Source organism: Microbacterium oryzae (assembly GCF_030406385.1).
GTDB classification, from domain to species: Bacteria; Actinomycetota; Actinomycetes; order Actinomycetales; family Microbacteriaceae; genus Microbacterium; species Microbacterium oryzae_A.
The window spans coordinates 204,047-229,421 of sequence record NZ_JAUEPM010000002.1 but is presented as its reverse complement, the minus strand read 5'-3'; the positions used below and the strand labels follow the sequence as shown (position 1 = coordinate 229,421).

The following is a 25,375-nucleotide window of genomic DNA, read 5'->3' as shown; positions in this document are numbered from 1 at the left end:
CAACGTAAAGAGACTGGGCGGACACCGGCCGTTCGGCGAGAGGGGTTCCATGTCCGCGATCGAGAACGCGAAGGTCGCCGTCATCGGCGCGGGGGCGGTGGGAGCGAGCACGGCGTACGCGCTCCTCATCCGCGGCGCCGCGCGCCAGGTCGCCCTCTACGACGTGAACACCGCGAAGGTCGACGCCGAGGTGCTCGACCTCGCGCACGGCGCCCTGTTCACCGGCGCCAGCACGATCGAGGGCGGCAGCGACATCTCGGTCGTCGCCGGCGCGCAGGTCGTCGTGATCACGGCCGGTGCCGCACAGCGGCCAGGACAGACGCGGCTCGACCTCATCGGGACGAACGCGCGGATCCTCGAGACGCTGCTGCCGCAGCTGCTCGAGGTCGCGCCCGACGCGGTCTACATCGTCGTCTCGAATCCGTGCGACGTGCTGACCTCGCTCGCGGTCGCCCAGACCGGGCTGCCGCCGCGGCGCCTCTTCGCATCGGGCACGGTGCTCGACACGTCGCGCCTGCGCTGGCGGCTGTCGCAGCGGACCGGGGTCACCCCGAGCTCGGTGCACGCGCACATCGTGGGCGAGCACGGGGACTCGGAGTTCCCGCTGTGGTCGAGCGCACGCATCGGGCCGGTCCCGATCCTCGACTGGCAGCCGGAGAACGGCGCCCGGCTCACGCTGGACGAGCTGGAGGAGATCGCCTCCGACGTGCGGAACGCCGCCTACACCGTGATCCAGGGCAAGGGCGCGACGAACTACGCGATCGGGCTCTCGGCCACGCGCATCGTCGAGGCGGTCCTGCGCGACGAGCACGCCATCCTGCCGGTGTCGACCGTGCTGTCCGATTTCCACGGGATGGCCGGGGTCGCCCTCTCGGTGCCGTCGGTCGTCTCCGCGAACGGGGCCACGGCCATCCGCGAGACATCGTTCGACGAGCGCGAGCTCGCGTCGCTGCGCGCGTCCGCCACCGCCCTCGCCGACATCGAGGAGCAGCTGCGCGGCTGACCCGAGGGCGATGTCGGAACCCCCGCCTACGCTGGGGATCATGGCTACCAAACGCGCTCCCGCTCCGGCGTACGTCTGCTCAGAGTGCGGATGGACGTCGCCCAAGTGGGTGGGGCGTTGCGGCGAGTGCCAGCAGTGGAACACGGTCGTCGAGGCCACCGCGCCCGCGGGCGGCGCGCGCCGTGTGGCGCCGCTGATCCCGACCGCGTCCGCACGCCCCATCACGTCGATCGACACGGCGGAGACGCCGCGTCGTGCGAGCGGCGTGGGCGAGTTCGACCGCGTGCTGGGCGGCGGCATCGTGCCGGGGGCGGCCATCCTGCTCTCCGGCGAGCCGGGAGTCGGCAAATCCACGCTCCTGCTCGAGGTGGCCGCGCAGTCCGCGCGCGAAGGGCGTCGCGTGCTCTACGTCAGCGCCGAGGAGTCGCCGGGACAGGTGCGCCTGCGCGCGGAGCGGACCGGGGCGCTGCACGACGAGCTGTTCCTCGCCGCGGAGACCGACCTCGCGCGCATCCTCGGGCACATCGACGAGGTGCAGCCCGCGCTCGTCATCGTCGACTCCGTGCAGACGATCTCGTCCTCCCTGTCGGATGGCGCAGCCGGCATGCCGGGCCAGGTGCGGGAGGTGGCATCCACGCTCATCCGCATCGCGAAGGAGCGCGACCTGCCGGTCATCCTCGTCGGCCACGTCACCAAGGACGGGCAGGTCGCCGGGCCACGGCTGCTCGAGCACCTCGTCGACGTGGTGTGCCACTTCGAGGGCGACAGGCAGACGAGCCTGCGGTTCATCCGCGCGCTGAAGAACCGCTTCGGGGCGGCCGACGAGGTGGGCTGCTTCGAGATGGCCGGCGACGGCATCGTCGAGGTCCCGGACCCCAGCGCGCTCTTCCTCTCGCACGGCAGCCCTGAGCCCGGCACGTGCATCTCCATCGCGCTCGAGGGGCGCCGTGCGCTGCCGGTCGAGGTGCAGGCGCTGACCGTGCCCACGCAGGCGAACAACCCGCGCCGCGTGGTGCACGGTGTGGATCCGTCTCGCGTGGCGATGGTGCTGGCGGTGCTCGAGCGCCGGGCCGGCATCAAGACGAGCGACCTCGACGTGTACGTGTCCACGGTGGGCGGCGTGCGGTTCACGGAGCCCGCATCCGACCTCGCGATCGCGATCGCCGTGGCGGGCGCGGTGCGGAACCACGCCATCGCACGCAATGTCGCGGCGGTGGGAGAGCTCAGCCTCTCCGGCGACGTGCGTCCGGTGACGCAGGGCGCGCAGCGCCGCGCGGAGGCCGCGCGGCTCGGCTACACGCGCGTGGTCGACGACCGGTCGGGAAAGCTCTCGTCGGCGCTCAACGACATCCGCGCCCTGCACCTGGTGCCGCAGCACACGGGGTACGCGGACTTCTGAGCGGCCGACCGCTCAGGCGTCGAGCGCGGCGAGCAGGTCGCCCGGCGCGGCCTGCATGGGGTGAGGGCCGGCGATGTCGAGGAACACGGTGGTGATCGCCGTGCGGTGCTGGGTCAGGAAGGCCCGCAGCCAGGCGGGCGAGTACACCCCGACCTGCGGCGGGAGGTTGCCGGGCTTGTGCCGCGCGTCGCTGAAGAGCAGCAGTGCGACCTGACCCGTGCTCTGGTCACGGTAGGTCCAGACCTCGCCGCCGTCGAGCGGGTCGTCCTTCGGCCCGGGTGACAGCAGCGGCACGACCGTGTTGCCGTTGCGGAGGGCCAGGGCGACCGCCGCCATGTCCTGCTTCTCGAGCGCCCGGGCGAGGGCTTCGGAGCGGAATGCCGAGGGATCCGCGGCGACGGACTTCTTTCGCTTCGCAGAGGCCATGGCTCCAGCCTACGGACCGGCCGATCCGCGAACACCCTGCGCAGAGAATGAGGGACCCCCCGCCTCTGGTATTCCGAGAGGTGCGAGGGGTCCGAGTCCCTCCGGTGCAGCCGCCGTGCTGGGGACACGATATGCGACGAGCCGCTGGGGACGGCCCTGGGTGCACTGGAGTTGATACAACTGTACGCTGTCCGCCTAATACCGTCTGTCCCCCCTTCGGGGGACACGATCGCCGGGCGTGTCGGAAGCTGGTTCGTCAGTTGAGGACGAACTGCGTGGTCTCGGCGGCCGCCACGCCGCCGATCTCGACCTGAAGGTGGTACGACGCGCCGGATGCGGGGGCAGCCGGGCGACTGTCGCTGTCGCAGGTGTCGACGCTGGAGCGGGTGCGGTCCCAGACGACGGGCTCCGCGCTCGTCACGGTCTGCCCCGCGTCGAGGGTGACCTCCATGTCGCTGGGCTCGCTCTGGCAGTCGGTCGACTTCCACCACGTGTCGGCGCCGCTCATGACCGTGAAGCGCTGCGTCGTGGTCCCGACATTCAGCAGGCATTCGGCATCGCCGCTGTTGGTGAGCTCGATCGAGAAGCGCGGATCCTGATCAGCCGCGTACTCGCTCTGGTCCGCGATCCCCGTCACCTCGAGGTCCTTCGGGTCGCAGGGCTGCGGCGTGGGCGCGCCGGTCGGCGTGGGTTCAGCGGATGGCGCCGGCTCGGTCACCGCGGGAGCCGCCGTCGCGGAGGCACCAGGGTTCTCCGTGTCGGGCGCGGCCTCGCTCGCGCCGCGCCACGGCTGCGCGACGGCGAGCCAGACGAGGCTGCCGACGATGAGGAGGGCGAGCAGGAGCACCATAAGGCGCCGGCGTCGGTAGACGGCGGGACTGGGGCGGCGTCGCTGACTCACGCGGGCATCCTCTCAGAGGTGCTTGAGCATCCGGGTATTGCCGAGCGTGTTGGGCTTCACGTGCGCGAGATCCAGGAACTCGGCGATGCCCTCGTCGCGGCTGCGGACGAGCTGCGAGTACACGTCGGGCGAGACGACCTGCTCGCCGATGGGCTCGAAGCCGCGACGGCGGAAGAAATCGACCTCGAAGGTGAGGCAGAACAGGCGCGAGAGTCCGAGCTCGCGGGCATTCCGTTCAAGCCCTTCGACGATGGCTCGGCCGACGCCGTGGTGGATCCACTCGTCGGCGACGAGGAGGGTGCGGACCTCGCCCAGGTCCTCCCACATCACGTGGAGGGCGCCGCAGCCGATGACCTGACCCGCGCCATCCACGGCGACGAGGAACTCGGGCGTCGCCTCGTAGAGCACGACGAGGTCCTTGCCGAGGAGGATGCGCCGTTCGACCAGCGGCTGAAGCATCCGGTGCACCCGCTCCATATCGGCTGCTCGTGCCGGGCGCAGGGTGAACTCCGTCATGCTCCCAGCCTAGGACGGGCTACCTCTGCCTCTCCTGGACGCGAGCGAGCGGGGCGAGCCGGGCGAGCGGGCATACGACAAAGGGCGGAGCCCGAAGGCCCCGCCCCTTGTCGATACGACGAGCGTCAGTCGCCCAGCGCCGCCAGGTCCGGCGTCGCGGACAGGTCGCCGCCGGTGTTCACGCCGACAGAGACCCTCTCGCCACGGGGTGCGCTGTCGAAGGTGAAGGCGCCGTCGACGAGGTCCACCTTGATGTGGTGGCCCGACTCGAGCTGGCCGTTCAGCAGCTGCTCCGACAGCCGGTCCTCGACCTCGCGCTGCATGGCGCGGCGGAGCGGACGGGCACCGAGAGCCGGGTCGAAGCCGACCTCGATGAGGCGCTCCTTGGCCGCCTGCGACAGCTCGATAGTCATGTCGCGGTCGAGGAGACGCTCGGCGAGACGCTTCGTGAACAGGTCCACGATCTGCACGAGCTCGCTCTTCGACAGCTGCGGGAACACGATGATGTCGTCCACGCGGTTGAGGAACTCGGGCTTGAAGTGGCGCTTGAGCTCCTCGTCGACCTTGCCCTTCATCCGCTCGTAGGTCGTCTGCGTGTTGCCCTCGACCTGGAAGCCGACGGGACCACCCGCGATCGCCGACGAACCGAGGTTCGTCGTCATGATGATCACCGTGTTCTTGAAGTCGACGACGCGACCCTGGCCATCCGTCAGTCGTCCCTCTTCCAGGATCTGGAGGAGCGAGTTGAAGATGTCGGGGTGCGCCTTCTCGATCTCGTCGAACAGCACGACGGAGAACGGCTTGCGGCGCACCTTCTCGGTGAGCTGGCCGCCCTCTTCGAAGCCGACGAATCCGGGAGGGGCGCCGAAGAGGCGCGAGACCGTGTGCTTCTCGCCGAACTCCGACATGTCGAGCGAGATGAGCGCGGCCTCGTCGTCGAAGAGGAACTCCGCGAGCGCCTTGGCGAGCTCGGTCTTGCCGACGCCGGTGGGGCCGGCGAAGATGAACGACCCCGAGGGGCGCTTCGGGTCCTTGAGACCGGCGCGCTGACGACGGATGGTCTTCGACAGCGCGGCGATCGCCTCCTCCTGGCCGATGACGCGCTGGTGCAGCGCCTTCTCCATGAAGACGAGGCGGCTGGTCTCCTCCTCGGTGAGCTTGAACACCGGGATGCCCGTCGCCTGTGCGAGGACCTCGGCGATCAGGCCCTCGTCGACGACGGCGTGAGCCGCGACGTCACCCGAGCGCCACTGCTTCTCGAGGCGCAGACGCTCGCCGAGGAGCGCCTTCTCCTCGTCGCGGAGCGAGGCGGCCTTCTCGAAGTCCTGCTCCTCGGAAGCTGCTTCCTTGGATTCGCGGACCTTGGCGATCTTCTCGTCGAACTCGCGCAGCTGCGGCGGCGACGACAGGATCGACAGACGCAGGCGGGCACCTGCCTCGTCGATCAGGTCGATGGCCTTGTCCGGCAGGAAGCGGTCGCTCACGTAGCGGTCGGCGAGGTTCGCGGCCGCGACGATCGCGCCATCCGTGATCTGCACCTTGTGGTGCGCCTCGTACCGGTCGCGCAGACCCTTGAGGATGTTGATCGCGTGGGGCAGCGAGGGCTCCGCGACCTGGATGGGCTGGAAGCGGCGCTCGAGGGCCGCGTCCTTCTCGAAGTGCTTGCGGTACTCGTCGAGCGTGGTGGCGCCGATGGTCTGCAGCTCGCCGCGTGCGAGGAGCGGCTTGAGGATCGAGGCCGCGTCGATCGCGCCCTCGGCGGCACCCGCACCCACGAGGGTGTGGATCTCGTCGATGAAGACGATGATGTCGCCGCGCGTGCGGATCTCCTTGGTGACCTTCTTCAGGCGCTCCTCGAAGTCGCCGCGGTAGCGGGAGCCGGCGATGAGCGAGCCGAGGTCGAGCGAGTAGAGCTGCTTGTCCTTGAGCGTCTCGGGCACATCGCCCTTGACGATCGCCTGCGCGAGCCCCTCGACCACGGCGGTCTTGCCGACGCCGGGCTCGCCGATGAGGACGGGGTTGTTCTTGGAGCGGCGCGAGAGGATCTGCATCACGCGCTCGATCTCCTTCTCGCGCCCGATGACGGGGTCGAGCTTGTTCTCGCGCGCGGCCTGCGTGAGATTGCGGCCGAACTGGTCGAGAACCTGCGAGCCGCCCTGGGCGCCCTGCTGGGACTCCTGGCCGGTCGTCGCGACGCCCACGGGCTCCTTGCCCTGGTAGCCGGAGAGCAGCTGGATGACCTGCTGGCGCACCTTGTTGAGGTCGGCGCCCAGCTTCACGAGCACCTGAGCGGCGACGCCCTCGCCCTCGCGGATGAGACCGAGCAGGATGTGCTCGGTGCCGATGTAGTTGTGGCCGAGCTGCAGCGCCTCGCGCAGGGACAGCTCCAGCACCTTCTTGGCGCGCGGCGTGAACGGGATGTGCCCCGTCGGCTGCTGCTGGCCCTGGCCGATGATGTCCTGAACCTGCTCGCGCACAGCATCGAGCGAGATCCCGAGCGATTCGAGCGCCTTCGCGGCGACGCCCTCACCCTCGTGGATGAGTCCGAGCAGAATGTGCTCGGTCCCGATGTAGTTGTGGTTGAGCATCTTCGCCTCTTCTTGGGCGAGGACGACCACCCGACGGGCACGGTCGGTGAATCTCTCGAACATGTCACTCCTCTGGGCCGAAGGCCGAGGACGCGTCGACAAAGGACGGTCGGCGCGCCGTGGTTCCACCGTAACCAGGGAAGGCCTGGCCGGTGCTCGTGTTCGCCCTGGGCATAGCGCTCAGAACGGCGGCATCTGATCGACGGCACGCTTGCGGCGCTGCGGCAGCGGAACCTCGCGATACTTCCGTCCGGCCGGGCTGGTCCACTCGATCACTCCCGGCGACACCTGTCTCGGATGCCAGGCGGTCTGATGTCGGAGCATGTGGTGCGGCCGACAGAGGGCCGCCAGATTCGAGGCCCTCGTCGGCCCACCCCTGGCGTACTCGACGGTGTGATCCTTCTCGCAGTGCTGTGCGAGCTGATCGCAGGACGGGAAGCGGCACACCTCGTCGCGCACATCGATCAGCCGGCGGATGGCCGCGGTCGGCTCGTAATGATCGACGGTCAGAAGCGCGGCGGTGTCGGGATCCTGGAACACCCGCTCCCACCCCGGCGCCTGCTTCGCGAAGCGCCGGGCGATGTCGGGGTCGAGCGGGCCGTATCCGTGCAGGAAAGCCGGCTCGTCGTCGAGTCCGGCGAGCGTGGTGACGGGGATCGTGATGGCGATCGTGCCCCGGATCCCGGCGAGGAGGTTCGGCGTCCCCTCCCGCTCCACGACGTGGACGGTGGGGGCGGCCGTGAGCAGCTCGTCGGCGACGATGTCGGCTCGGATCTGGTCCCGGTTGCGGTCGTCCAGCTGCGGAGGCACGCCATCCGCCTCGGCCCGCACGCGCTCGGCGTGGTTCTGCCGCCGGATCTTCTTCGCGAACGCCTTCGCCTGCGCATCGGCCCGGTCCTTGATCGCGCGGATGACCTCGGCGCTGTGCCGGATGACGAGCTCGCCGTTCCCATCAGGCAGGTCGCGCGCCCAGACGCCGTGCTGTCGCCGCGCGACGCGCTGGCGGGTCTCGCGGGTCAGCACCCCAAGCCGCTCAGCGAGCTGCTTCGCGAAGACCCGCAGCTGATGCTGCGTCGCATCCTCGGCGAACGCGACGGTGAGCGCCGTGTACTGCGGCAGCGCCTGCTCGTCGACGAACCCGGCGTACTCCTGGATGATCTCGGCGTGCTTTCGGGTGATCCGCCCCTCGGTGAGCGCCTCCCGGACCGCGGGCAGCCGCTTCGTCAGCACCTCGGCATCGGCCATCCGCCGCTCGATCGACCCCGAGGGCTCGTGGAGCGCCGCGCCGATCTCGGCGGCGATCGCACGATAGGGGAAGGCGTACTCCGAGCTCGACCCGGACCGCGACATCTGATCTCGTGCGATCCCGGCGGCGATGGCGAGCGCTTGCGCTTCCGCCCCCGCGATCGAGGCCATCACGCGCCGGTAGTGGAGGAGTGATTCGACGACATTGCCGAGGACGCGGGTCTCCTCCGGAGTGGCCTCGTAGGTGAGGCGCTCTTCGAATCGTGGCCTTCGTTGGCTCATGAACTCATCATCCCGCGGACCACCGACATTCGAACGGGAGAGCGAGAGCTCTCGCGCCCTCCATATAACGAAACGATCACGAACGCGACTGGGCACCTCTTCTCTTATCGATTGTCGTTGTTATCGTTAATCGCGAAGAAAGGAGGCTTCCATGTCACTCTCTCCCGGCCATCCGGTCTCTCGCGGTGATGCGGTCGCGCTCGGCGTCATCGCTACCGGGGCGGTCTCCGTCGCGGTCGGCGCCGTCGTCGCCATCGTGACCGGCGCGTTGTCCGTCTTCGCCGATGCGCCGCAGGTGCGACTGCCGCTGCAGCAGGCCGACATCGCTCAGCTTGACGGCGTCGCCGGCATCGTCGACGCGCGAGGTGCGGCAGCGGATGTCGTGCTCGCCGATCCTCCGGCGGGCGCCCGCTGGCTGCTGCTTCTCGAGGGCGCCCTGCCTGCGCTCGCGACGATCGGAGTCTGCGTCGTCGCCTCCGTGCTCGCGCTGGCGCTCATGCGCGGGCGCCCCTTCCGCCGGATGATCGCGACGGCTCTCGCCGCCATCGCCGGCCTCGTCCTCGTCGGCGGGATCGCCTCTCAGGCGTGCGGCGCCTTCGGTCGAGCCCTCGTCGTCGAGGACCTCGCCGCGCGCACTCCCGAGCTCACGACCATCCTCTGGCCATTCCTGCTGGACCTGGACCTCGCGCCGATCGGATGGAGCTTCATTCTCGCGCTCGTGGCGGGCGCCTTCGCGATCGGCTCCCGCATCCAGCGGGACACGGAAGGACTCGTGTGATGACCGCAGGTGGAGAGAATCCGGGCGCGGCCCTGTGGATGGCGGCAGCCGTCCTCGGCGTGATCGCCATCGTGGTGGCATTCATCTTCTGGCGAGCGAAGCGGAGCGGCAGTCGGTCGGCCGTGCTGGACGTCGTGCTGATCCTGTCGTCGTGGTTCGTCGTGATCTCGATGTTCGTTCTCGCCCTGCAGGTGATCACGACGTTCTCGAGTTCGTGGATCGAGTTCTCCACGAGCAGCGTGGGCCCATACTCGATGCCAACGGGGTGCTTCTCTGGAACCGCCGATCGCCCCGTGGAGCCGACACTCGCGTGCCTGTCGTACGACCACGCGCGCGCGACGGTCTCCTCCCCTGCCGCCTGGATGCGCTGGATCGTCGTGGGGACCCAGGTCCTGTCGACAGCGGCGCTGCTCACGCCATTCGTGATCGTCGCGATCTCGTCGTTCCAAGCGGCCGCTGGGCGCCCGTTCCACGCCCTCACCACCCGCTCGATGTACATCGGCGCGGTGGTCGTCGCGGTCACCGGCCTCGGCTCCGACGTCCTCTCATCGATCGGCCAGACCGCGATCCTCCGCGGCCTGATCGGCCGGGGAGACGCCGGCTACCCGGAGTTCTTCTACGTCCAATCCACGCTGTGGCCGCTCGGCGCGGCGCTTCTCCTCGCGGCACTCGCGGCGATCTTCCGCCACGGAGCTCAGCTGCAGCGCGACACGGAAGGACTGGTGTGACGCCCGCGACCGATGACGAGTGGACCGGGGTCCACTGCCGTCTCGACGAGCTGCTCGCCGAGCGCGGCATGACGCTCACCCGCCTGAGCGAGATCGTCGGCGTCAGCATCGTCAATCTGTCGGTCCTCAAGAACGACCGGGCCCGGGCCATCCGCTTCTCGACTCTGATCGCCGTATGTCAGGCGCTCGACTGCGAGATCGGCGACCTGCTGGTACGCGCGGACCGGTGATGGTCGGCGGCAGTGTTCGCGCATGCGGCTCCGCAGCTCCCGAGCGTCGTGCGCGACGATCGCCACACGGTCGGCTGACGGGGCCCCGGCGCCGCAGGCCCCGGCTGCACTCCGACGCATCGTCACCGCTCTCGGACAGCATTCGCCGCACGTTGTGTCAGAGCAGATGCGCGACCCACGAGCTACCGCGCAGTCTCGAGCGCCTGAACGACCAGACGCCGGACACACGCCGTCACACGCGGACTTCTTCCGTCGCAGCCGCCCTTCCCATATTCCGGCGCATCTAAAGTAGACGCTCGTGCCCGGCGGGAGATCCCCGCCGCCACAGGAGACCATGAGCAGCAGCACCACGACGGCCCGCCCCGCAAAGGCGAAGCGCCCCTTCTACACCTCGTTCGGCTTCCAGATCGTCGCCGCCCTCATCCTGGGCATCGTGCTCGGCCTGATCGGCCGCGCGATCGGCGCATCCGCCGACGGAGAGCCCAACGGCCTCGCCGCGACCCTCGACACGATCGGCAGCTCGTACGTCACGATCCTGCGGACGGCGGTCGTCCCGCTCGTCTTCACCGCGATCGTCGCGAGCATCTCGAATCTCCGCCGCGTGCAGAACGCCGCCCGCCTCGCGGGTCAGACCATCCTGTGGTTCGCCATCACCGCGTTCATCGCGGTGAGCATCGGCATCACCCTCGGTCTCGTCCTGCAGCCGGGCAACCGCGCCGGCGCCGGCCTGGAGGCCTCCGAGCCCTCGCACGTCGGCTCCTGGTGGGACTTCCTGCTCGGCCTCGTGCCGCAGAACTTCCTCGGCCTCGGCGTCTCCACGAACGTCGCCGACGACGGCAGCGTCTCCTCGAGCGTCAGCTTCAACATCCTGCAGATCATCGTGGTCGCCGCGGTCGTCGGCATCGCCGCCCTCCGCGCCGGCCGCAAGGCCGAGCCGTTCCTCGCCTTCACGGAGTCGCTGCTGAAGGTCATCCAGCGGGTGGTGTGGTGGATCATCCGCATCGCCCCCATCGGCACGCTCGGCCTCATCGGCAACGCCGTCATCGAGTACGGCTGGGAGCGCCTCACCTCGCTCGCCTGGTTCGCGCTGGCGATCTACATCGGCCTCGCGCTCGTGCTGTTCGTCGTTTACCCGATCCTCGTGAAGGCCCACGGCCTCTCGATCAGGCAGTTCTTCACGGGCGTGTGGCCCGTCGTGCAGCTCGGCTTCGTCAGCCGCTCGTCGATCGGCACACTCCCCCTCACGCAGCGCGTGGCCGAGCGCAACTTCGGCGTCCCCCGCGAGTACGCGTCGTTCGCCGTCCCGTTCGGCTCGACGACGAAGATGGATGGCTGCGCCGCGATCTACCCGGCGATCGCCGCGATCTTCGTGGCTCAGTTCTTCGACATCCAGCTGTCGCTCATCCAGTACGTCCTCATCGTCGTCGTCTCGGTCGTCGGCTCCGCCGCCACCGCCGGCACCACGGGCGCGACGGTCATGCTCACGCTGACCCTGTCGACCCTCGGCCTGCCGCTCGAGGGCGTCGGCCTGCTGCTTGCGATCGATCCGATCCTCGACATGGGCCGCACCGCGGTCAACGTCGCCGGCCAGGCGCTCATCCCCGCCATCGTCGCCAAGCGCGAGGGCATCCTCGACCGCGACCTCTACGACGCGCCGCGCGAGGGTCTGCCCTTCATCGACGAGTCCGAGCGCGAGGACGCCGAGCACGAGGGCGCCGCAGCGGTCGCTGCGCGCAGCTGACGCAGCCGCACGCGCTCAGGCGAGGGCGGCCATCCGATCGGATGGCCGCCCTCGTCGTTGCCGGAGTGTCTACGGTGGGCACATGACCAGCTCCCCACGACAGCTGCAGAACGTCCTCATCACCGGCGCGAGCTCGGGTCTCGGCGCGGAGTTCGCCGCGCAGCTCGCCGCCCGCGGCAGCGACCTCGTGCTCGTCGCGCGTCGGAAGGACCGCCTGCGTGAGCTGGCCGACCGTCTCGAGCGCGATCACCGCGTGCGGGTGCGGGTCGTGCCGCTCGACCTCGCCGCCGCTGACGCCGCCACGGCGCTGCGCGAGCGGCTCGAGGCGGACGGCGTGCGCATCGACGGCCTCGTCAACAACGCCGGCTTCGGCATGCGCGGCGCCCTGGCGGAGGCCGACCCGGAGCGCCTCGACGCGATGGTGCGCACGAACGTCGGCGCGCTGGCGGCGCTCACCCGTGAGTTCCTGCCCGACATCCTCGCGGCCCGCGGTGCGCTCGTGAACGTCGCGAGCACCGCCGCGTACCAGCCGTGTCCGGGGATGGCCGCCTACGGGGCGAGCAAGGCCTTCGTCCTCAGCTTCACGGAGGCGATCGCGGAGGAGACCCGCGGCAGCGGGGCGCGCGTGCTGGCCATCAGCCCCGGCCCGACGCGCACCGAGTTCTTCGACGAGATCGGCACGCGGGCGGCGGCGTTCCGCCGGCAGCAGAGCGTCGACGAGGTCGTCCGACGCGCGCTCAGCGCCCTGGATGCGCCGGCCGGTGCCCCGAGCGTCGTGTCCGGACGCCTCAACGCGCTGGCCGCCGGCGTCGTCCGCCTGCTGCCGCGCCGCGCCGCGCTCCGCATCAGCGGGAGAGCTCTGGCCTGATGCGGCCGGCCCGCTGCGGAGTATCCGGCGCCGGTGGCCGCAGGTTTCCGCGAGTGTCGAGTGCGAGCTCCTCGGCGTCCATCGCGGTGATGAGCTCCCGCATGACCTCCTCGCTGAGATTGCCCTTGTCGCGCTCCTCGAGCAGCACCCGGCGACGCACCTCGAGCCATCCCTTCGACAGGTCTCGCACGCTCTCGTAGCTCGGCCGCTTGACGATCGGCTTCGCCTCCTCCGCCGCGTCGAGCGCGCGCTCCGCCTTGTCCGCGTTCTTCTCCACCCGCAGGAGCGACCGCGCGACCTTGTCGAATTTCTGCAGCGAGTCCTCGCCGTAGAGCGCCACCCACTCCCGCTGCCGCTCCTGCAGATAGTCACGCCCGGCATCGGCGCAGAGACCTCGAACCGCCTCGAGCTGACGCGCGTCCGATGCGCGCTGCGCGTCGGCGTTCACCCCGAGCAGGCGGATGAGCGGGGCGAGAGTGAGCCCCTGCAGCAGGAGCGTGCCGACCGTGATGACGAACGCGCACACGATCAGCACCTCCACGTTTCCCGTGGACATGCCGCCGTCCGTGAGGTCGGGAAGGGCCGCCGCCATCGCCAGCGTCACCACGCCGCGCATCCCGGCCCACGACACCACGGCCCGCTCGCGCACCGACATCGGCGGCTCGACGATGCGCTGGCGGATGGTCCGCTCGGTGATGGGGCGACCGCGCTTCTCGAGACGCGCGCGCTGCTTGCGCACCATCCGCGCCCGGCGGCTGTCCGGGCTCCGCCGGTACTCCTCCGCGGCGTGTTTCCAGCGGACGAGGCGCACGCGCTGCCACGCCTGCCCCCAGGCGTAGCTCGCGTAGACGAACACCGGACGGATCACGAGGACGACGGCGAACACCGTCAACGCCAGCAGGAGGGTCCGGGTGCCCGACACGTCGCCGAGCTCGGCCACGACATCGGGAAGCTGGAGGCCGATGTAGGCGAAGACGAAGCTCTCTAGCAGGAAGTCCATCGACGACCACAGCGGACCATCCTGCTGCCGCGTCGCGTAGCTGGTCTTCGGAGCGTTGTAGCCGACGTAGAGCCCCATGGCGACCACGGCCAGCACTCCCGAGCCGTGCAGCTCCTCCGCGATCGCGTAGGCACCGAACGGCACGAGGAGGCCGACGGTGCCCGTGACCACGGGGTCGCTGATCCGCAGGCGGAGCTGATGCAGCACGATGCCGAAGACCAGGCCGATCGCGACGCCGACGACGACGGCGAGCGCGAACTCGGTCAGACCGTCCCAGATCGTCACGGTGGCTCCCGCCACGATCGCGGCGAAGACGCGCACCAGGGTCAGCGACGTGGCGTCGTTGATGAGGCTCTCCCCCGACATCACCGTCATCACGCGACGCGGGAGGCCCAGCTTCCGCGCGATCGCCGCCGCCGACACGGCGTCCGGCGGGCCCACGATCGCGCCGAGGAGCAGCGCGCCGGCGACCGTGAGCTCGGGCATCATGAGCCAGGCGACGAGCCCCACTGCTGCGGCGGTGGTGAGCACCAGCCCGATCCCCAGTCGGCGGATATGCGGCAGCGACCGCTTGAAGCTGACGTACGACACCTCCAGCGCCGCCGAGTAGAGCAGCGGCGGCAGCGTGAGGTTCAGCAGCAGGTGGCCGTCGATCTCGACCGACGGCACGAACGGCAGCAGCGACGCGATGAGGGCGACACCTGTCACGACCAGTGGCGCCGGCCATCCCCGCCATCGCGCGAAGGCCGCCACGGCGACCGAACAGACGAGAATCACGAAAATCTCGGCGCCCATACCGCCAGGCTATCGGCGCTCGGAATAGGCGACAGCCTCGCCCTGTTGGCGTGAGTGATGTCCGACGCACCTGCTCCCGCCCTGTCCGTCCTCGATCTCGTGTCCGTGCGCACGGGACAGTCCAGCTCCCAGGCGATCACGGCGTCGCTGCGGATGGCCCAGCTCGCCGACGAGCTCGGCCTGCGTCGGTACTGGTTCGCCGAGCACCACAACATGCCGGCCGTGGCGTCGACCACGCCGCCCGTCCTCATCGCCGCCGCGGCCGCCCGCACCTCCCGCATCCGCATCGGGTCGGGGGGCGTCATGCTCCCCAATCACTCGCCCCTCATCGTCGCCGAGCAGTTCGCGGCCCTCGAGGCGCTCGCGCCGGGCCGCATCGACCTCGGTCTGGGTCGCGCCCCCGGCAGCGACCCGGTGATCACGCAGCTGCTGCGTCGATCCGGCACGACAAGCGAAGCAGAGCGCTTCCCCGACAACGTGGCCGACATCCTCTCGATCATGAGCCCCGAGGGCGCGACGGTGCGCTTCACCTCCGGCGGCGAGTACCAGGTGCACGCCACCCCCGCCGCGGCCGGCACCCCCGAGGTGTGGCTGCTCGGCTCGAGCGACTACTCCGCGCAGCTGGCCGCGAGCATGGGGCTGCCGTACGTGTTCGCCAACCACTTCGCGGGCGAGGGCCTCGAGCGGGCGATGGCGCTCTACCGCAACCAGTTCCGGCCGAGCGCGTGGCTCGATGCGCCGAAGTCGTTCATCACGGCCAACGTGGTCGTCGCCGAGACGCAGGAGGAGGCCGAGCGCCGCGCGCTCCCCCAGCTGCGCCAGTTCGCGCGCCTGCGCACGAACAAGCCGATGCGCCCGATCGAGACCATCGACGAGGTGCTGGCCGCGCCATCCGACCCGCTCGAGGACTCTCTCGTGCAGCAGGGCCGCGCGCGCTGGTTCGTCGGCACCGCCGCCTCCGTCGCGGCGGAGCTGCGGGCCTTCGGCGCGCAGCACGGCGTCGACGAGGTCATGATCTCCCCCGCAGCCGGCTCGTACGAGGCGGACCCCCTCGACGCCGCCCCTGCTCGCCTGGAGACGATCGAGCGGCTGGCCGCCGAGCTCGGCTGAGCCCGCTCGACCGGCGAACTGGCGGCTCGAGGCTACGCCTCCGGCTCGCCGGCCACGAGCGCGCGCAGCCAGTCGCGCGCCTCGACGAAGGCCTCGTCGCCGTAGCGCTCCGGGTAGTGCACGACCTGCCGGTCGGCCCGGGGGTACGAGCCCAGGAAGACCACGTTCGGGCTGAAGCGACGCAACCCCATGAGCGCATCGGCCATCCGCTCGTCGAACACGTGGCCATCCGCGTCGATGACGAAGCGGTACCGGCCGAGCTCGTCGCCCACCGGGCGCGACTCCAGCAGGCTGAGGTTGATGCCGCGCGTGGAGAACTGCTCGAGCAGTTCCAGCAGCGCGCCCGGCTCGTCCTTCGGCAGCTCGGCCACGAGCGAGGTCTTATCGGCGCCGGTCGGCGCGGCCGGCGCGACGGTGCTCGTCACGAGCACGAATCGCGTGACCGCCTGCTGGTTGTCGCCGATGTCCTCCGCCAGCACCTCGACGTCGTGATGCAGGGCCACACCCGGCGCGACGATCGCCGCCCGCGCGGGGAGGGTGCCGTCGAGCATGCCGATCGCGCTGGCGACGTTGCTCGAGGCCACGACGTGCTCGTGCGCCGGCAGGTTCTCGCCCAGCCACGTCAGGCACTGCGCGTACGCGACCGGATGCGCGGCGATGCCGGCCACGCCATCCGCACGGATGTCGCGCAGGGTCGCCCCCGGATGGCCGACCAGCCAGAATCGCACCGGCACGAGGTACTCGCCCACGATGCGGAGGTTCGGCGTGGTCGCCAGCGCATCCTGCGCGCTGGAGACGCCGCCCTCGACGGAGTTCTCGATCGCGATCATCGCGGCGTCGCTGCGGCCGGACACGACGTCCGACAGAGCCTGACCGACGTTGCTCACCGGGCGCCAGATCTGCCCCCGCGCCTCGGGCACCTGGGCCAGCGCGGCCTCCGTGAAGGTGCCAGCCGGGCCGAGGTAGCTGTACGTCCGGCGTTCGGGGGCTTCCGTCGACATGACGATCAGCCTAGAGGGCGCACCGGCGCGTCCGAGACGCGATGCTGTGCACGAAGGGCGCAGACGGGGCAGACTTGCCCTATGACGAGCCGTGCCGGACTCCCCGCAGAAGCATCCGACCTCATCGATGTCGACGAGCTGATCTCCGCCTACTACGACCGCCAGCCGGATCCCTCGATCCCCGCGCAGCAGGTGGCATTCGGCACGAGCGGTCACCGCGGGTCGAGCCTCAACACGAGCTTCAACGAGAACCACATCCTCGCCACCACGCAGGCGATCGTGGACTACCGCACCGAGCAGGGCATCGCCGGCCCGCTCTTCCTCGGGCGCGACACCCACGGCCTCTCGCTGCCGGCCGAGCGCAGTGCCATCGAGGTGCTCGTCGCGAACGGCATCGACGTGCGCGTCGACTCGCGCGACTCGTGGGTGCCGACTCCCGCCCTCAGCCACGCGATCCTCGCGCACAACCGCGGCCGCGCGATCGACGACCCCGGCCGCGCCGACGGCATCGTGGTGACCCCCAGCCACAACCCGCCCGCCGACGGCGGCTTCAAGTACAACCCGCCCCACGGCGGCCCCGCCGACACCGACGCCACCGGCTGGATCGCCGACCGTGCCAACGCCCTCATCGCCGACGGCCTCGACGCCGTCAAGCGCGTGCGGTTCGCCGACCTCGACGCCGAGACGCTGGGGCAGTACGACTTCCGCGAGGCCTACGTGCGCGACCTCGCCTCGATCATCGACATCGAGGCCATCCGCAAGGCCGGCGTGCGCATCGGGGCCGATCCGCTCGGCGGCGCCTCGGTCGAGTACTGGGCGCTCATCGCCGAGATGCACGGCCTCGACCTCACGGTCGTGAACCCCGACGTCGACCCGACCTGGCGCTTCATGACGCTGGATTGGGACGAGAAGATCCGCATGGACCCGTCCTCTCCCTCGGCGATGGCGTCGCTCGTCGCCAAGCGCGCGGAGTACGACATCCTCACCGGCAACGACGCGGACTCCGACCGGCACGGCATCGTCACGCCCGACGCGGGGCTCATGAACCCCAACCACTACCTCGCCGTCGCGATCGACTACCTCTTCTCGCACCGGCCCGGATGGTCGCCGGAGGCAGCCGTCGGGAAGACCCTCGTCTCGTCGATGATGATCGACAAGGTCACCGCCGCCCTCGGCCGCAACCTGCTCGAGGTGCCGGTCGGCTTCAAGTGGTTCGTCCCCGGCCTCCTGGACGGCTCCGTCGCGTTCGGCGGCGAGGAGTCCGCCGGTGCGTCGTTCCTCCGCATGGACGGCACCGTCTGGACCACCGACAAGGACGGCATCCTCCTCTGCCTGCTGGCCGCGGAGATCCTCGCCGTCACCGGCAAGACCCCCTCGCAGCGCTACGCGGAGCTCGAAGCCGAGTACGGCTCATCCGCCTACCAGCGCGTGGACGCGCCCGCCTCCACGGAGCAGAAGGCAGCCCTGAAGGCCCTCTCCCCCGACGATGTCTCCGCGTCCGAGCTCGCGGGCGAGGCCATCACCGCGAAGCTCTCGCACGCGCCGGGCAACGGCGCGGCGATCGGCGGCCTCAAGGTCCAGACAGAGCACGCGTGGTTCGCCGCGCGCCCGTCGGGCACCGAGGACGTCTACAAGCTGTACGCGGAGTCGCTGCGCGGCGAGGAGCACCTGCGCCAGGTGCAGGAGGAGGCCCGCGCGGTCGTCACCGCCGCGCTCGGCGGCTGATCGCCGCACGCCCCCGCGTCGATTCCGCTCGGCCCCGAGGAGCCCGCCGTCAGATCGTGACGGCGGGCTTCTTGTTGTCGCGGGCCCAGCGCGCGGGAGTCTCCGGCCCATCCCACACCTGCACGATGCCCCAGACGACGGCCGCGAACGGCGCGGCGAGCACGGCGCCCAGGATGCCGCCGAGGACGGTGCCGACGGTCAAGGCGATCAGCACGACAAGCGAGTGCAGCTTGAGCGCGCGCCCCATCAGGAGCGGCTGCAGGAAGTTGCCCTCCAGCTGGTTCACGACCACCACGATGCCGATGACGATGAGGGCCACCACCGGACCGTTGGCGACCAGCGCCACGAGCGCGGCGAGGATGCCGGCGACCGTCGCGCCGACGATCGGGATGAAGGCGAGCAGGAACACGAGGATCGTCAGCGGGAACGCCAGCGGCACCCCGAGGATGAGCAGGCCGATGCCGATGCCGATGGCGTCCACGGCCGCCACGGCCGCGGTGCCGCGGAGGTAGGCGCCGAACGTATCGACGGTCTTCGAACCGGCCCGGCGCACGCGCGCGTACCACTTGCCCTCGAAGGGGCGGGTGAGGAAGCGCCAGAGCCCCGGGCCGTCCTTGAGGAAGAAGAACAGCACGACCACCAGCAGCACGAAGCCGGTGACGAAGTTCGCCAGTGCGCCGACGCCGGCGACCGCGCCGGAGCCCACGGTCTGGCCGAACTGCGCGCTCGTGATGAAGTCGGTGACGGTCGCGAGCCACTCGTCGATCTGGTCCTGATCCGGGGCGAACGGCAGCGTCTGCACCCAGGCGATCACCTGCTGCACGCCGGCTTGCGCCTGCTCGTACAGGTCGTCCCACTGGTTGCGGACGGCGGAGACCATGGCCCAGCCGAGCCCGCCCACGACGAGCACGATCGCGAGCAGCACGATGACGGTCGACAGCGTCGGACGCAGCCGGGGCCGCAGCCGCGCCATGAGCGGCTCGAAGGCGCACGCGAAGATGAGCGCGAGGAGCACGGGGATGAACACCAGCGACAGCGCGCGGAAGGTCACCACCAATCCCGCCGTGAGGATGACGACCGCGATGAGCTGGATGGACCGGGTCGCCAGCGTGCCGAACCCGTCCGACCAGAGGCGCCGCGGCGTGTGCGCGGAGTTCATCGTCACCGCTTGCGTGGCCTGTGTGCGAGGCCGCTGCCTTCCGAACATCGCAGGTCTCCTGTCGTCGCGAGCACGTCTCGACCATCCTGCCCGAATCTCCGGGAGTACCCGGGGAGGTTGACCACGCCGCACGGCTGTGCCACGCAGGCCCGGCCGTGCTCATAGACTCTGCCGGAAAAGCGGAGCGCGACGGCGCGCAGGCAGGAAAGGCAGACGAATGCTCGACACGATCCAGGCGTTCCTCGAACAGCTCAGCAGCATCATCTGGGGACCGTGGCTCCTCATCCCCCTTCTCCTCGGCACCGGGCTGTACCTCACCATCCGGTTGGGCGGCCTGCAGTTCGTGCGCCTCGGTCCGGCGCTGAGCCTCGGGATCCTGCGCCGGAAGGACCGCGGCGCCGAGGGCGACATCTCGCAGTTCCAGGCGCTGACCACCGCGCTGGCGGCCACCGTCGGCACAGGGAACATCGTCGGCGTCGCGACCGCCATCGGCATCGGCGGCCCCGGCGCTCTGTTCTGGATGTGGGTGACCGGCCTCCTCGGCATGGCGTCGAAGTACTCGGAGTCGTTCCTCGGCGTCCGCTACCGCACCACCGACGCAGCCGGCGAGCGCAACGGCGGGCCGCAGCAGTACCTCGAGCGCGGCATCCGCAACGGATTCGGCAAGGTGCTCGCGTTCGCCTTCACGATCTTCACGATCTTCGCGTGCTTCGGCATCGGCAACATGACGCAGGGCAACTCGGTCGCGGCGAATCTCGAGCGCAGCTTCTCGATCCCGACCTGGGCGACCGGCGTCGTGCTCACGATCATCGCGCTCGCGGTGCTCGTGGGCGGCATCAAGTCGATCGGACGGGTCACCGCCGGCTTCGTGCCGATCATGATCGTCTTCTACGTCATCGGCGCGCTCTACATCCTCATCGCCAACATCGCCGACGTGCCCGCGGCCTTCGCGACGATCTTCCACGACGCCTTCACCGGCAGCGCGGCCGCCGGCGGGTTCGCCGGGTCCGTCATCATCGTCGCCATCCAGTTCGGCGTCGCGCGCGGCATCTTCTCGAACGAGTCGGGCATGGGCTCGGCGGCGATCGCTGCGGCCGCCGCGCAGACGAGTCACCCGGTGCGCCAGGGCCTCGTGTCGATGACCCAGACGTTCATCGACACCATCATCGTCGTCTCGATGACCGGCCTCGTGATCATCACCACCGGCGCATACCAGCTCACCGACGACGCCGGCGCGCAGATCGAGGCGTCGCTCATGACGGGCGAGGCGTTCACCCACGGCCTGCCCGGCGAGTGGGGCCACTGGGTGGTCACCCTCGCGCTGGTCATGTTCGCGTTCTCGACGATCCTCGGATGGTCGTACTACGGCGAGCGCAACGTCGAGAAGCTCCTGGGGCGGCGGGCTGTGCTTCCCTTCCGCATCGTCTTCTCGCTCGTGGTGTTCATCGGCTGCACGACGCAGCTCGGCGTGGTGTGGGCGTTCTCCGACGTGATGAACGGCCTCATGGCGCTGCCGAACCTCATCGGGCTGCTCATCCTCTCCGGCCTGGTCGCGCGCGAGACGCGGGCGTACCTCAAGCACGACCCGAAGCTCACCGCCTCTCAGGACGAGATCGAGCGCTTCATGGCGGGCGACCCGGGCTGGGAGGAGTGGCGCGCGGGCGAGGCCGTGCGCGAGCGCCGCTGATCGGAACGCAGAACGGCCCCCGCCGAAGCGGGGGCCGTTCTGTCGTGATGTGCGCCCGAAGGGACTCGAACCCCTAACCTTCTGATCCGTAGTCAGATGCTCTATCCATTGAGCTACGGGCGCAATCTCCGTTGCCGCGGCAACCGTATGAGCATACAACGCAGTCGCGGGCACTCACAAATCGAGGCGGGCACCCCGGGCGCGTCGCGCTCAGTCGGCGTCAGCGGGCTCGGTCTCGCTGCGGCGCTCCTTGGTCTCGACTGCGAGCTTCTGCAGGTCCACGAGGCGCAGCGCCTGCATCCGCGCCTCCCGCATCGAGGCGTAGTTGGGGTCCTGGTCAGGCCGCATGGCTTCGACGCGGAGCCGGTTGTCGAGGGTGGAGGCGATGTCGCCCCACGCCGCCTCGCGCGACTGCTCGACAAGTGCGAGGAGATGCGCCTCATCCTCGAGCTCCGCGCGCAGCGCCTTCGCAACCCCGACGTACTGCTTGGCGCGACGGCGGAGATTGCGCACGTCTCGATCGCGGTAGTCGTGCGTGCCGCGGGACTGCGTGTGCCGACCCCAGGCCGCCTTGCGCAGGCGTGAGATCTCCTCCGCAGCCTGCTCCGACTCATCCGCGAGCGAGGCGATCGCCTCACGAGCCGCGGGAAGGAAGTGGGACGCGTCGAACGCCTCGTCCAGCGAGATCGTGCTGACGAGGATCCTGTTCTTCACCGCGAGTCGCGCGGCGGCATGCGCGATCGCGAGACCCTCCTCGATCGCATCGGCGTTCCGTCCCACCGCACCTCCCCCATCCACACTAGCGGCGCGGCCGAGCGCGGGGCGAGCGGCGATCATGCGCCGGGGACGGCGAGCTCCCCCGTCAGATACTGCGCGCGCCCGAACCCGAAGCTCCAGTCCTCGGCGCCGTTCTCGACGTAGCCGATGAAGACGTCCTGCGGGGCGACCCCGACCGGCTCCAGCGCGTCGGCGATGGCGGCGTACAGGCGCTGCTTCTGCTCGGTCGCACGGCCGCGCTGCGTGAAGATCTGGATGATCACCGGGTCGGTGCGTTCGAAGCCGAGGCCGGCGTCCTCGGCGATGATCGTGGTGGCGGGGCGCGACGTGATCACCTGGAAGCGGTCGCGCTCGGGGATGCCGTAGACCGACACGATCGCGTCATGGATGGCCGTGGCGATCTCCGTGGGATTCGTGCGGGCGTCGCTGTGGTCGATGCGGACGAGGGGCATGGCGAGCTCCTGACGAAGAGTTTATTTGTAAGGACATTCTGTCATGCGCTTCTCGGTCCGGTCAAGCGCTGACCGCATGGAGTCGGGGCGGAAGACACCCTGGCGCCTCGCCGCGAGCTGACACGCGGCGCGACGGCCGACGCCGAGCGGCGCTCCATCACCCGCTGAGCACAGCAGAAGGGGCCCGATCCGCGCGGACCGGGCCCCTTCTGCTGCGAGCGTCAGCGACGCGGCGAGCGCCCGCGCACCGTGTAGATGGCGCCGGTGGTGACATCCTCCTCGAGCGCCTCGAGGGTGCGCCCGCGAGTCTCCGGCACCTGAGTGATGACGAAGATGAGCGCGAGCGCGCCGACTGCGGCGAAGAGGAAGAACGTGCCGGTGATGCCGACCGCGTCCACGAGCGAGAGGAAGTACAGCGACAGGAAGCCGTTGACGATCCACAGCATGAACACCGAGATGCCCATGCCGACGCCGCGCATGTGCAGCGGGAAGATCTCCGACAGGTAGACCCACACCGCGATGTTGAGGAACGTCTGCATCGAGCCGACGAACGCCACCACGAGGAAGAGGATCACCCAGGGGCGGAGCGGGTTGCCGGCGGGCAGGACCATCGAGGCGACGCCGATGAGCAGGTGGCACGACGTGGTGAGCGTGAGGCCGATCGCGAACGTCTTCCGACGGTCGAGCCGGTCCATCATGGCGAGGGCGATGATGCCGCCGACGACCGCGATGACGCCCGGGGCGATGTTGGCGATGAGCGCCGCGCCCTGCTCGAACCCCGACTCGGTGAGCACGGTGTTGCCGAAGTACATGATCGAGTTGATGCCGGTGAGCTGCTGCGCGACGCCGAGCCCGATTCCGACGAGCAGGATGCGCGAGAGGTTCTTGTTGCTGAGGATGGCGCGCCAGCCGAGCTGGCCCTCCGCCCTCTCCTCGGCGGCGATCCGCTCGAGATCGGCGACCTCGGCCTTCGCGCGGTCCTCGGAGCGCACGGTCTTGAGCACGGCCAGCGCGTCGGCGTTGCGGCCCTTCTCCAGCAGCCAGCGCGGGGACTCGGGCATGCGCAGCATGCCGAAGAAGAGCGCGATGGCCGGGATGGCGCAGATGGCGAACATGATGCGCCAGACATGGTCGGCGCCGGCGTAGAGATTGCCGATGACGGCGTTGATGATGAACGCGGCCAGCTGACCGGTCACGATCATGAGCTCGTTGCGGCCGGCGAGCGAGCCGCGGATCTCGTACGGCGCGAGCTCGGCGAGGAAGACCGGTACGACGGTGGACGCGCCGCCGACCGCGAGGCCGAGGATCACGCGACCGACGACCAGAACGGCGAGGTTCGGCGTGAAGACGACGAACAGCGTGCCGACGAAGAAGAGCACCGCCAGCAGGATGATCGTCTTCCGGCGGCCCCAGCCATCCGACAGCCGACCGCCGAACATCGCGCCGATCGCGGCGGCGAAGATGAGCGAGCTGGTCGCGACGCCTTCGGTGAAGGCGTTGAGCCCGAGCTCCTCCGACATCGGAACCAGTGCCCCGTTGATCACGCCGGTGTCGTAGCCGAAGAGCAGGCCGCCGAAGGTGGCGATGAGGGCGACAAGCCCCAGCCGCTTGCGATGCGGTCCTCCGGTGAGCGGAGGAAGGCTCGTACTCGAGCCCTCCGAGTGTGCACTTGCCATGTTGACTCCTTCGTCCGACGCGCCGCCCGACCGGCGCTCGCTTGCGCCATATCCTGACATCAAAACTTTGTCACGTCAAATAGACATACTGTCCTTAGCGTTGCGCCGTCGAGGCATCGAGGCCATTGGTAACGGAATTGACACAATGTCAAGACAAAAATTTGACAGCGCGTTGGGCTTGCCCTCACTCTTATCTCCACCGCGTCGAAGCGGTGACGGTCGGTCGCAGGGCGAAGCTGCCCTCGACGTATCCCTGGAAGGACCACCATGAGGCTCATCACCCCCCGAAAGATCCTCGGCGCCGGCGCACTGGTCGCCGTGTTCGCCCTCACGGCCTGCAGCGGCGGCGGCGCACAGCCGGAGTCCGGCGGAGACGACTCCGGTGGCGGCGGCGGCGACTCGGGCTACACCATCGCCATGGTCACCCACGAGACGCCCGGCGACACGTTCTGGGACAAGATCCGCGCGGGTGCCGAGCAGGCCGCGAAGGACACCGGCGCGAAGCTGCAGTACTCGAACGACCCCGCCGCCGACAAGCAGGCGCAGCTGATCCAGACCGCGATCGACTCGAACGTCGACGGCATCGCCACCACCCTCGCCACCCCCGACGCGCTGGCGTCGTCGGTCGCGGCGGCGGGTGAGGCGGGCATCCCGATCGTCGGCTTCAACTCCGGAATCGACCAGTACCAGGATCTCGGCGCGCTGATGTACTTCGGCTCGGACGAGAACCTCGCCGGCCACACCGCCGGTGAGCGGATCGCCGAGGACGGCGGCGAGCACCCGCTCTGCGTGATCCAGGCCGCCGGCTCGGTCGCCCTCGAGGCGCGCTGCGCGGGAGTGAAGGAAGCGGTGCCCGCCACCGAGAACATCCAGGTGAACGGCGCTGACGACTCCGCGGTCGTCGCCAGCCTCCAGGCGAAGCTGCAGCAGGACCCGTCGATCGACTACATCGTCACGCTCGGCGCCCCCATCGCGATGGACGCGCTCGACGCGATGGAGCAGTCGGGCAGCGAGGCGAAGCTCATCACCTTCGACCTCAACGCCGACGCCGCTCAGGCGATCAAGGACGGCGAGATCGAGTTCTCGATCGACCAGCAGCCCTACATGCAGGGCTACCTCGCGGTCACGTCGCTCTACCTGAACCTGAAGAACGGCAACGACATCGGCGGCGGCCAGCCCGTCCTCACCGGCCCCTCGTTCGTCGACCAGTCGAACATCGACGTCATCCTCCCGTTCGCTCAGAACAACACGCGCTGATCTCTCGCCGGACGAGCGGGGACGCCTTCGG

General features: G+C 69.8%; 22 protein-coding genes and 1 tRNA gene. 11 read left to right on the top strand and 12 right to left on the bottom strand.

Going from position 1 to position 25,375, the window contains the following annotated elements; genetic code table 11:
- Positions 1-49 precede the first annotated feature (49 nt).
- Both QWJ90_RS05050 and radA read left to right on the top strand, forming a co-directional pair.
- Positions 50-1,003, top strand: coding sequence for an L-lactate dehydrogenase (locus tag QWJ90_RS05050; protein ID WP_290106595.1), 954 nt, complete (start codon positions 50-52; stop codon positions 1,001-1,003).
- Positions 1,004-1,043: 40 nt separating this feature from the next.
- Positions 1,044-2,402 (top strand): DNA repair protein RadA, encoded by a 1,359-nt coding sequence (gene radA / locus QWJ90_RS05045; protein ID WP_290106594.1) that lies wholly within the window; start codon positions 1,044-1,046, stop codon positions 2,400-2,402.
- A 12-nt stretch (positions 2,403-2,414) separates the two neighbouring features.
- Here the strand turns inward: radA and QWJ90_RS05040 are convergent, their stop codons facing one another.
- From QWJ90_RS05040 to QWJ90_RS05020, 5 genes are all read right to left on the bottom strand, one after another.
- Positions 2,415-2,828, bottom strand: a complete 414-nt coding sequence (locus tag QWJ90_RS05040) for a dehydrogenase (protein WP_290106593.1) — start codon at positions 2,826-2,828, stop codon at positions 2,415-2,417.
- 256 nt (positions 2,829-3,084) lie between these two features.
- Positions 3,085-3,729 carry a hypothetical protein gene (locus QWJ90_RS05035; protein ID WP_290106592.1) on the bottom strand — a complete coding sequence of 215 codons (645 nt, stop codon included), beginning with the start codon at positions 3,727-3,729 and terminating at the stop codon, positions 3,085-3,087.
- A gap of 12 nt (positions 3,730-3,741) precedes the next feature.
- The gene (locus QWJ90_RS05030) at positions 3,742-4,245 is read right to left on the bottom strand and encodes an amino-acid N-acetyltransferase (RefSeq protein WP_290106591.1); all 504 of its coding nucleotides are present in this window, start codon (positions 4,243-4,245) and stop codon (positions 3,742-3,744) included.
- 125 nt (positions 4,246-4,370) lie between these two features.
- A complete protein-coding gene (locus QWJ90_RS05025) occupies positions 4,371-6,896 on the bottom strand; it encodes an ATP-dependent Clp protease ATP-binding subunit (protein WP_290106590.1) in 2,526 nt (841 codons plus the stop codon).
- Positions 6,897-7,013: 117 nt separating this feature from the next.
- A complete protein-coding gene (locus QWJ90_RS05020; RefSeq protein WP_290106589.1) occupies positions 7,014-8,360 on the bottom strand; it encodes an HNH endonuclease signature motif containing protein in 1,347 nt (448 codons plus the stop codon).
- 151 nt (positions 8,361-8,511) lie between these two features.
- On the opposite strand from QWJ90_RS05020, the gene QWJ90_RS05015 reads away from it, so the two are divergent.
- The 5 genes from QWJ90_RS05015 (at position 8,512) to QWJ90_RS04995 (ending at position 12,705) form a co-directional block, all read left to right on the top strand.
- Positions 8,512-9,138: a hypothetical protein gene (locus tag QWJ90_RS05015; protein WP_290106588.1), complete on the top strand. Its 627-nt coding sequence runs from the start codon at positions 8,512-8,514 to the stop codon at positions 9,136-9,138.
- On the top strand, positions 9,138-9,866 hold the full coding sequence (locus tag QWJ90_RS05010) for a hypothetical protein (RefSeq protein WP_290106587.1): 729 nt from the start codon (positions 9,138-9,140) through the stop codon (positions 9,864-9,866). Before QWJ90_RS05015 ends, QWJ90_RS05010 begins: the two co-directional genes overlap by 1 nt.
- Entirely contained in the window at positions 9,863-10,096 is a 234-nt protein-coding gene (locus tag QWJ90_RS05005) for a helix-turn-helix domain-containing protein (protein ID WP_290106586.1), read from the top strand. Before QWJ90_RS05010 ends, QWJ90_RS05005 begins: the two co-directional genes overlap by 4 nt.
- 334 nt (positions 10,097-10,430) lie before the next feature.
- Positions 10,431-11,837, top strand: a complete 1,407-nt coding sequence (locus QWJ90_RS05000) for a dicarboxylate/amino acid:cation symporter (RefSeq protein ID WP_290106585.1) — start codon at positions 10,431-10,433, stop codon at positions 11,835-11,837.
- Positions 11,838-11,919: 82 nt separating this feature from the next.
- Positions 11,920-12,705 (top strand): SDR family NAD(P)-dependent oxidoreductase, encoded by a 786-nt coding sequence (locus tag QWJ90_RS04995; RefSeq protein ID WP_290106584.1) that lies wholly within the window; start codon positions 11,920-11,922, stop codon positions 12,703-12,705.
- On the opposite strand, the gene QWJ90_RS04990 is transcribed toward QWJ90_RS04995, so the two are convergent.
- Positions 12,683-14,500 carry a cation:proton antiporter gene (locus QWJ90_RS04990; protein ID WP_290106583.1) on the bottom strand — a complete coding sequence of 606 codons (1,818 nt, stop codon included), beginning with the start codon at positions 14,498-14,500 and terminating at the stop codon, positions 12,683-12,685. The two genes, QWJ90_RS04995 and QWJ90_RS04990, sit on opposite strands and share 23 nt — an antisense overlap.
- Positions 14,501-14,557: 57 nt before the next feature.
- On the opposite strand from QWJ90_RS04990, the gene QWJ90_RS04985 reads away from it, so the two are divergent.
- Positions 14,558-15,610 carry an LLM class flavin-dependent oxidoreductase gene (locus QWJ90_RS04985; RefSeq protein WP_290106582.1) on the top strand — a complete coding sequence of 351 codons (1,053 nt, stop codon included), beginning with the start codon at positions 14,558-14,560 and terminating at the stop codon, positions 15,608-15,610.
- A gap of 32 nt (positions 15,611-15,642) precedes the next feature.
- Here QWJ90_RS04985 and pheA read toward each other — a convergent pair whose 3' ends face one another.
- Complete coding sequence (gene pheA, locus QWJ90_RS04980; RefSeq protein WP_290106581.1) at positions 15,643-16,611, bottom strand: prephenate dehydratase; 969 nt, start codon at positions 16,609-16,611, stop codon at positions 15,643-15,645.
- An 81-nt stretch (positions 16,612-16,692) separates the two neighbouring features.
- On the opposite strand from pheA, the gene pgm reads away from it, so the two are divergent.
- Positions 16,693-18,336, top strand: coding sequence for a phosphoglucomutase (alpha-D-glucose-1,6-bisphosphate-dependent) (gene pgm / locus QWJ90_RS04975; RefSeq protein ID WP_290106580.1), 1,644 nt, complete (start codon positions 16,693-16,695; stop codon positions 18,334-18,336).
- A 49-nt stretch (positions 18,337-18,385) separates the two neighbouring features.
- Here the strand turns inward: pgm and QWJ90_RS04970 are convergent, their stop codons facing one another.
- Positions 18,386-19,495 (bottom strand): AI-2E family transporter, encoded by a 1,110-nt coding sequence (locus QWJ90_RS04970; RefSeq protein WP_290106579.1) that lies wholly within the window; start codon positions 19,493-19,495, stop codon positions 18,386-18,388.
- A gap of 217 nt (positions 19,496-19,712) precedes the next feature.
- On the opposite strand from QWJ90_RS04970, the gene QWJ90_RS04965 reads away from it, so the two are divergent.
- The gene (locus QWJ90_RS04965; protein ID WP_290106578.1) at positions 19,713-21,182 is read left to right on the top strand and encodes an alanine/glycine:cation symporter family protein; all 1,470 of its coding nucleotides are present in this window, start codon (positions 19,713-19,715) and stop codon (positions 21,180-21,182) included.
- A 50-nt stretch (positions 21,183-21,232) separates the two neighbouring features.
- Here the strand turns inward: QWJ90_RS04965 and QWJ90_RS04960 are convergent.
- From QWJ90_RS04960 to QWJ90_RS04945, 4 genes are all read right to left on the bottom strand, one after another.
- Positions 21,233-21,305, bottom strand: a tRNA-Arg gene (locus tag QWJ90_RS04960).
- An 87-nt stretch (positions 21,306-21,392) separates the two neighbouring features.
- Entirely contained in the window at positions 21,393-21,962 is a 570-nt protein-coding gene (locus tag QWJ90_RS04955; RefSeq protein WP_290106577.1) for an asparagine synthase, read from the bottom strand.
- A gap of 53 nt (positions 21,963-22,015) precedes the next feature.
- Positions 22,016-22,411 (bottom strand): tautomerase family protein, encoded by a 396-nt coding sequence (locus tag QWJ90_RS04950; protein ID WP_290106576.1) that lies wholly within the window; start codon positions 22,409-22,411, stop codon positions 22,016-22,018.
- A gap of 221 nt (positions 22,412-22,632) precedes the next feature.
- A complete protein-coding gene (locus QWJ90_RS04945) occupies positions 22,633-24,087 on the bottom strand; it encodes a sugar porter family MFS transporter (protein WP_290106575.1) in 1,455 nt (484 codons plus the stop codon).
- Between the two features lie 267 nt (positions 24,088-24,354).
- Here QWJ90_RS04945 and QWJ90_RS04940 point away from each other — a divergent pair, with 267 nt between their 5' ends.
- Positions 24,355-25,344 carry a substrate-binding domain-containing protein gene (locus tag QWJ90_RS04940; protein ID WP_290106573.1) on the top strand — a complete coding sequence of 330 codons (990 nt, stop codon included), beginning with the start codon at positions 24,355-24,357 and terminating at the stop codon, positions 25,342-25,344.
- The last annotated feature ends 31 nt before the right edge of the window (positions 25,345-25,375 follow it).

Excerpts from the sequence above, each read along its gene's own strand:
- QWJ90_RS04995 (WP_290106584.1), top strand. The coding sequence starts at position 11,920 with ATGACCAGCTCCCCACGACAGCTGCAGAACGTCCTCATCACCGGCGCG.
- QWJ90_RS04985 (WP_290106582.1), top strand. The coding sequence starts at position 14,558 with ATGTCCGACGCACCTGCTCCCGCCCTGTCCGTCCTCGATCTCGTGTCC.
- QWJ90_RS04940 (WP_290106573.1), top strand. The coding sequence starts at position 24,355 with ATGAGGCTCATCACCCCCCGAAAGATCCTCGGCGCCGGCGCACTGGTC.
- QWJ90_RS05050 (WP_290106595.1), top strand. The coding sequence starts at position 50 with ATGTCCGCGATCGAGAACGCGAAGGTCGCCGTCATCGGCGCGGGGGCG.
- radA (WP_290106594.1), top strand. The coding sequence starts at position 1,044 with ATGGCTACCAAACGCGCTCCCGCTCCGGCGTACGTCTGCTCAGAGTGC.
- QWJ90_RS04990 (WP_290106583.1), bottom strand. The coding sequence starts at position 14,500 with ATGGGCGCCGAGATTTTCGTGATTCTCGTCTGTTCGGTCGCCGTGGCG.
- QWJ90_RS05030 (WP_290106591.1), bottom strand. The coding sequence starts at position 4,245 with ATGACGGAGTTCACCCTGCGCCCGGCACGAGCAGCCGATATGGAGCGG.
- QWJ90_RS05000 (WP_290106585.1), top strand. The coding sequence starts at position 10,431 with ATGAGCAGCAGCACCACGACGGCCCGCCCCGCAAAGGCGAAGCGCCCC.
- QWJ90_RS04970 (WP_290106579.1), bottom strand. The coding sequence starts at position 19,495 with ATGAACTCCGCGCACACGCCGCGGCGCCTCTGGTCGGACGGGTTCGGC.
- QWJ90_RS04965 (WP_290106578.1), top strand. The coding sequence starts at position 19,713 with ATGCTCGACACGATCCAGGCGTTCCTCGAACAGCTCAGCAGCATCATC.
- QWJ90_RS05040 (WP_290106593.1), bottom strand. The coding sequence starts at position 2,828 with ATGGCCTCTGCGAAGCGAAAGAAGTCCGTCGCCGCGGATCCCTCGGCA.
- QWJ90_RS04945 (WP_290106575.1), bottom strand. The coding sequence starts at position 24,087 with ATGGCAAGTGCACACTCGGAGGGCTCGAGTACGAGCCTTCCTCCGCTC.
- QWJ90_RS05015 (WP_290106588.1), top strand. The coding sequence starts at position 8,512 with ATGTCACTCTCTCCCGGCCATCCGGTCTCTCGCGGTGATGCGGTCGCG.
- pgm (WP_290106580.1), top strand. The coding sequence starts at position 16,693 with ATGACGAGCCGTGCCGGACTCCCCGCAGAAGCATCCGACCTCATCGAT.
- QWJ90_RS05020 (WP_290106589.1), bottom strand. The coding sequence starts at position 8,360 with ATGAGCCAACGAAGGCCACGATTCGAAGAGCGCCTCACCTACGAGGCC.
- QWJ90_RS05010 (WP_290106587.1), top strand. The coding sequence starts at position 9,138 with ATGACCGCAGGTGGAGAGAATCCGGGCGCGGCCCTGTGGATGGCGGCA.
- QWJ90_RS05025 (WP_290106590.1), bottom strand. The coding sequence starts at position 6,896 with ATGTTCGAGAGATTCACCGACCGTGCCCGTCGGGTGGTCGTCCTCGCC.
- pheA (WP_290106581.1), bottom strand. The coding sequence starts at position 16,611 with ATGTCGACGGAAGCCCCCGAACGCCGGACGTACAGCTACCTCGGCCCG.
- QWJ90_RS04950 (WP_290106576.1), bottom strand. The coding sequence starts at position 22,411 with ATGCCCCTCGTCCGCATCGACCACAGCGACGCCCGCACGAATCCCACG.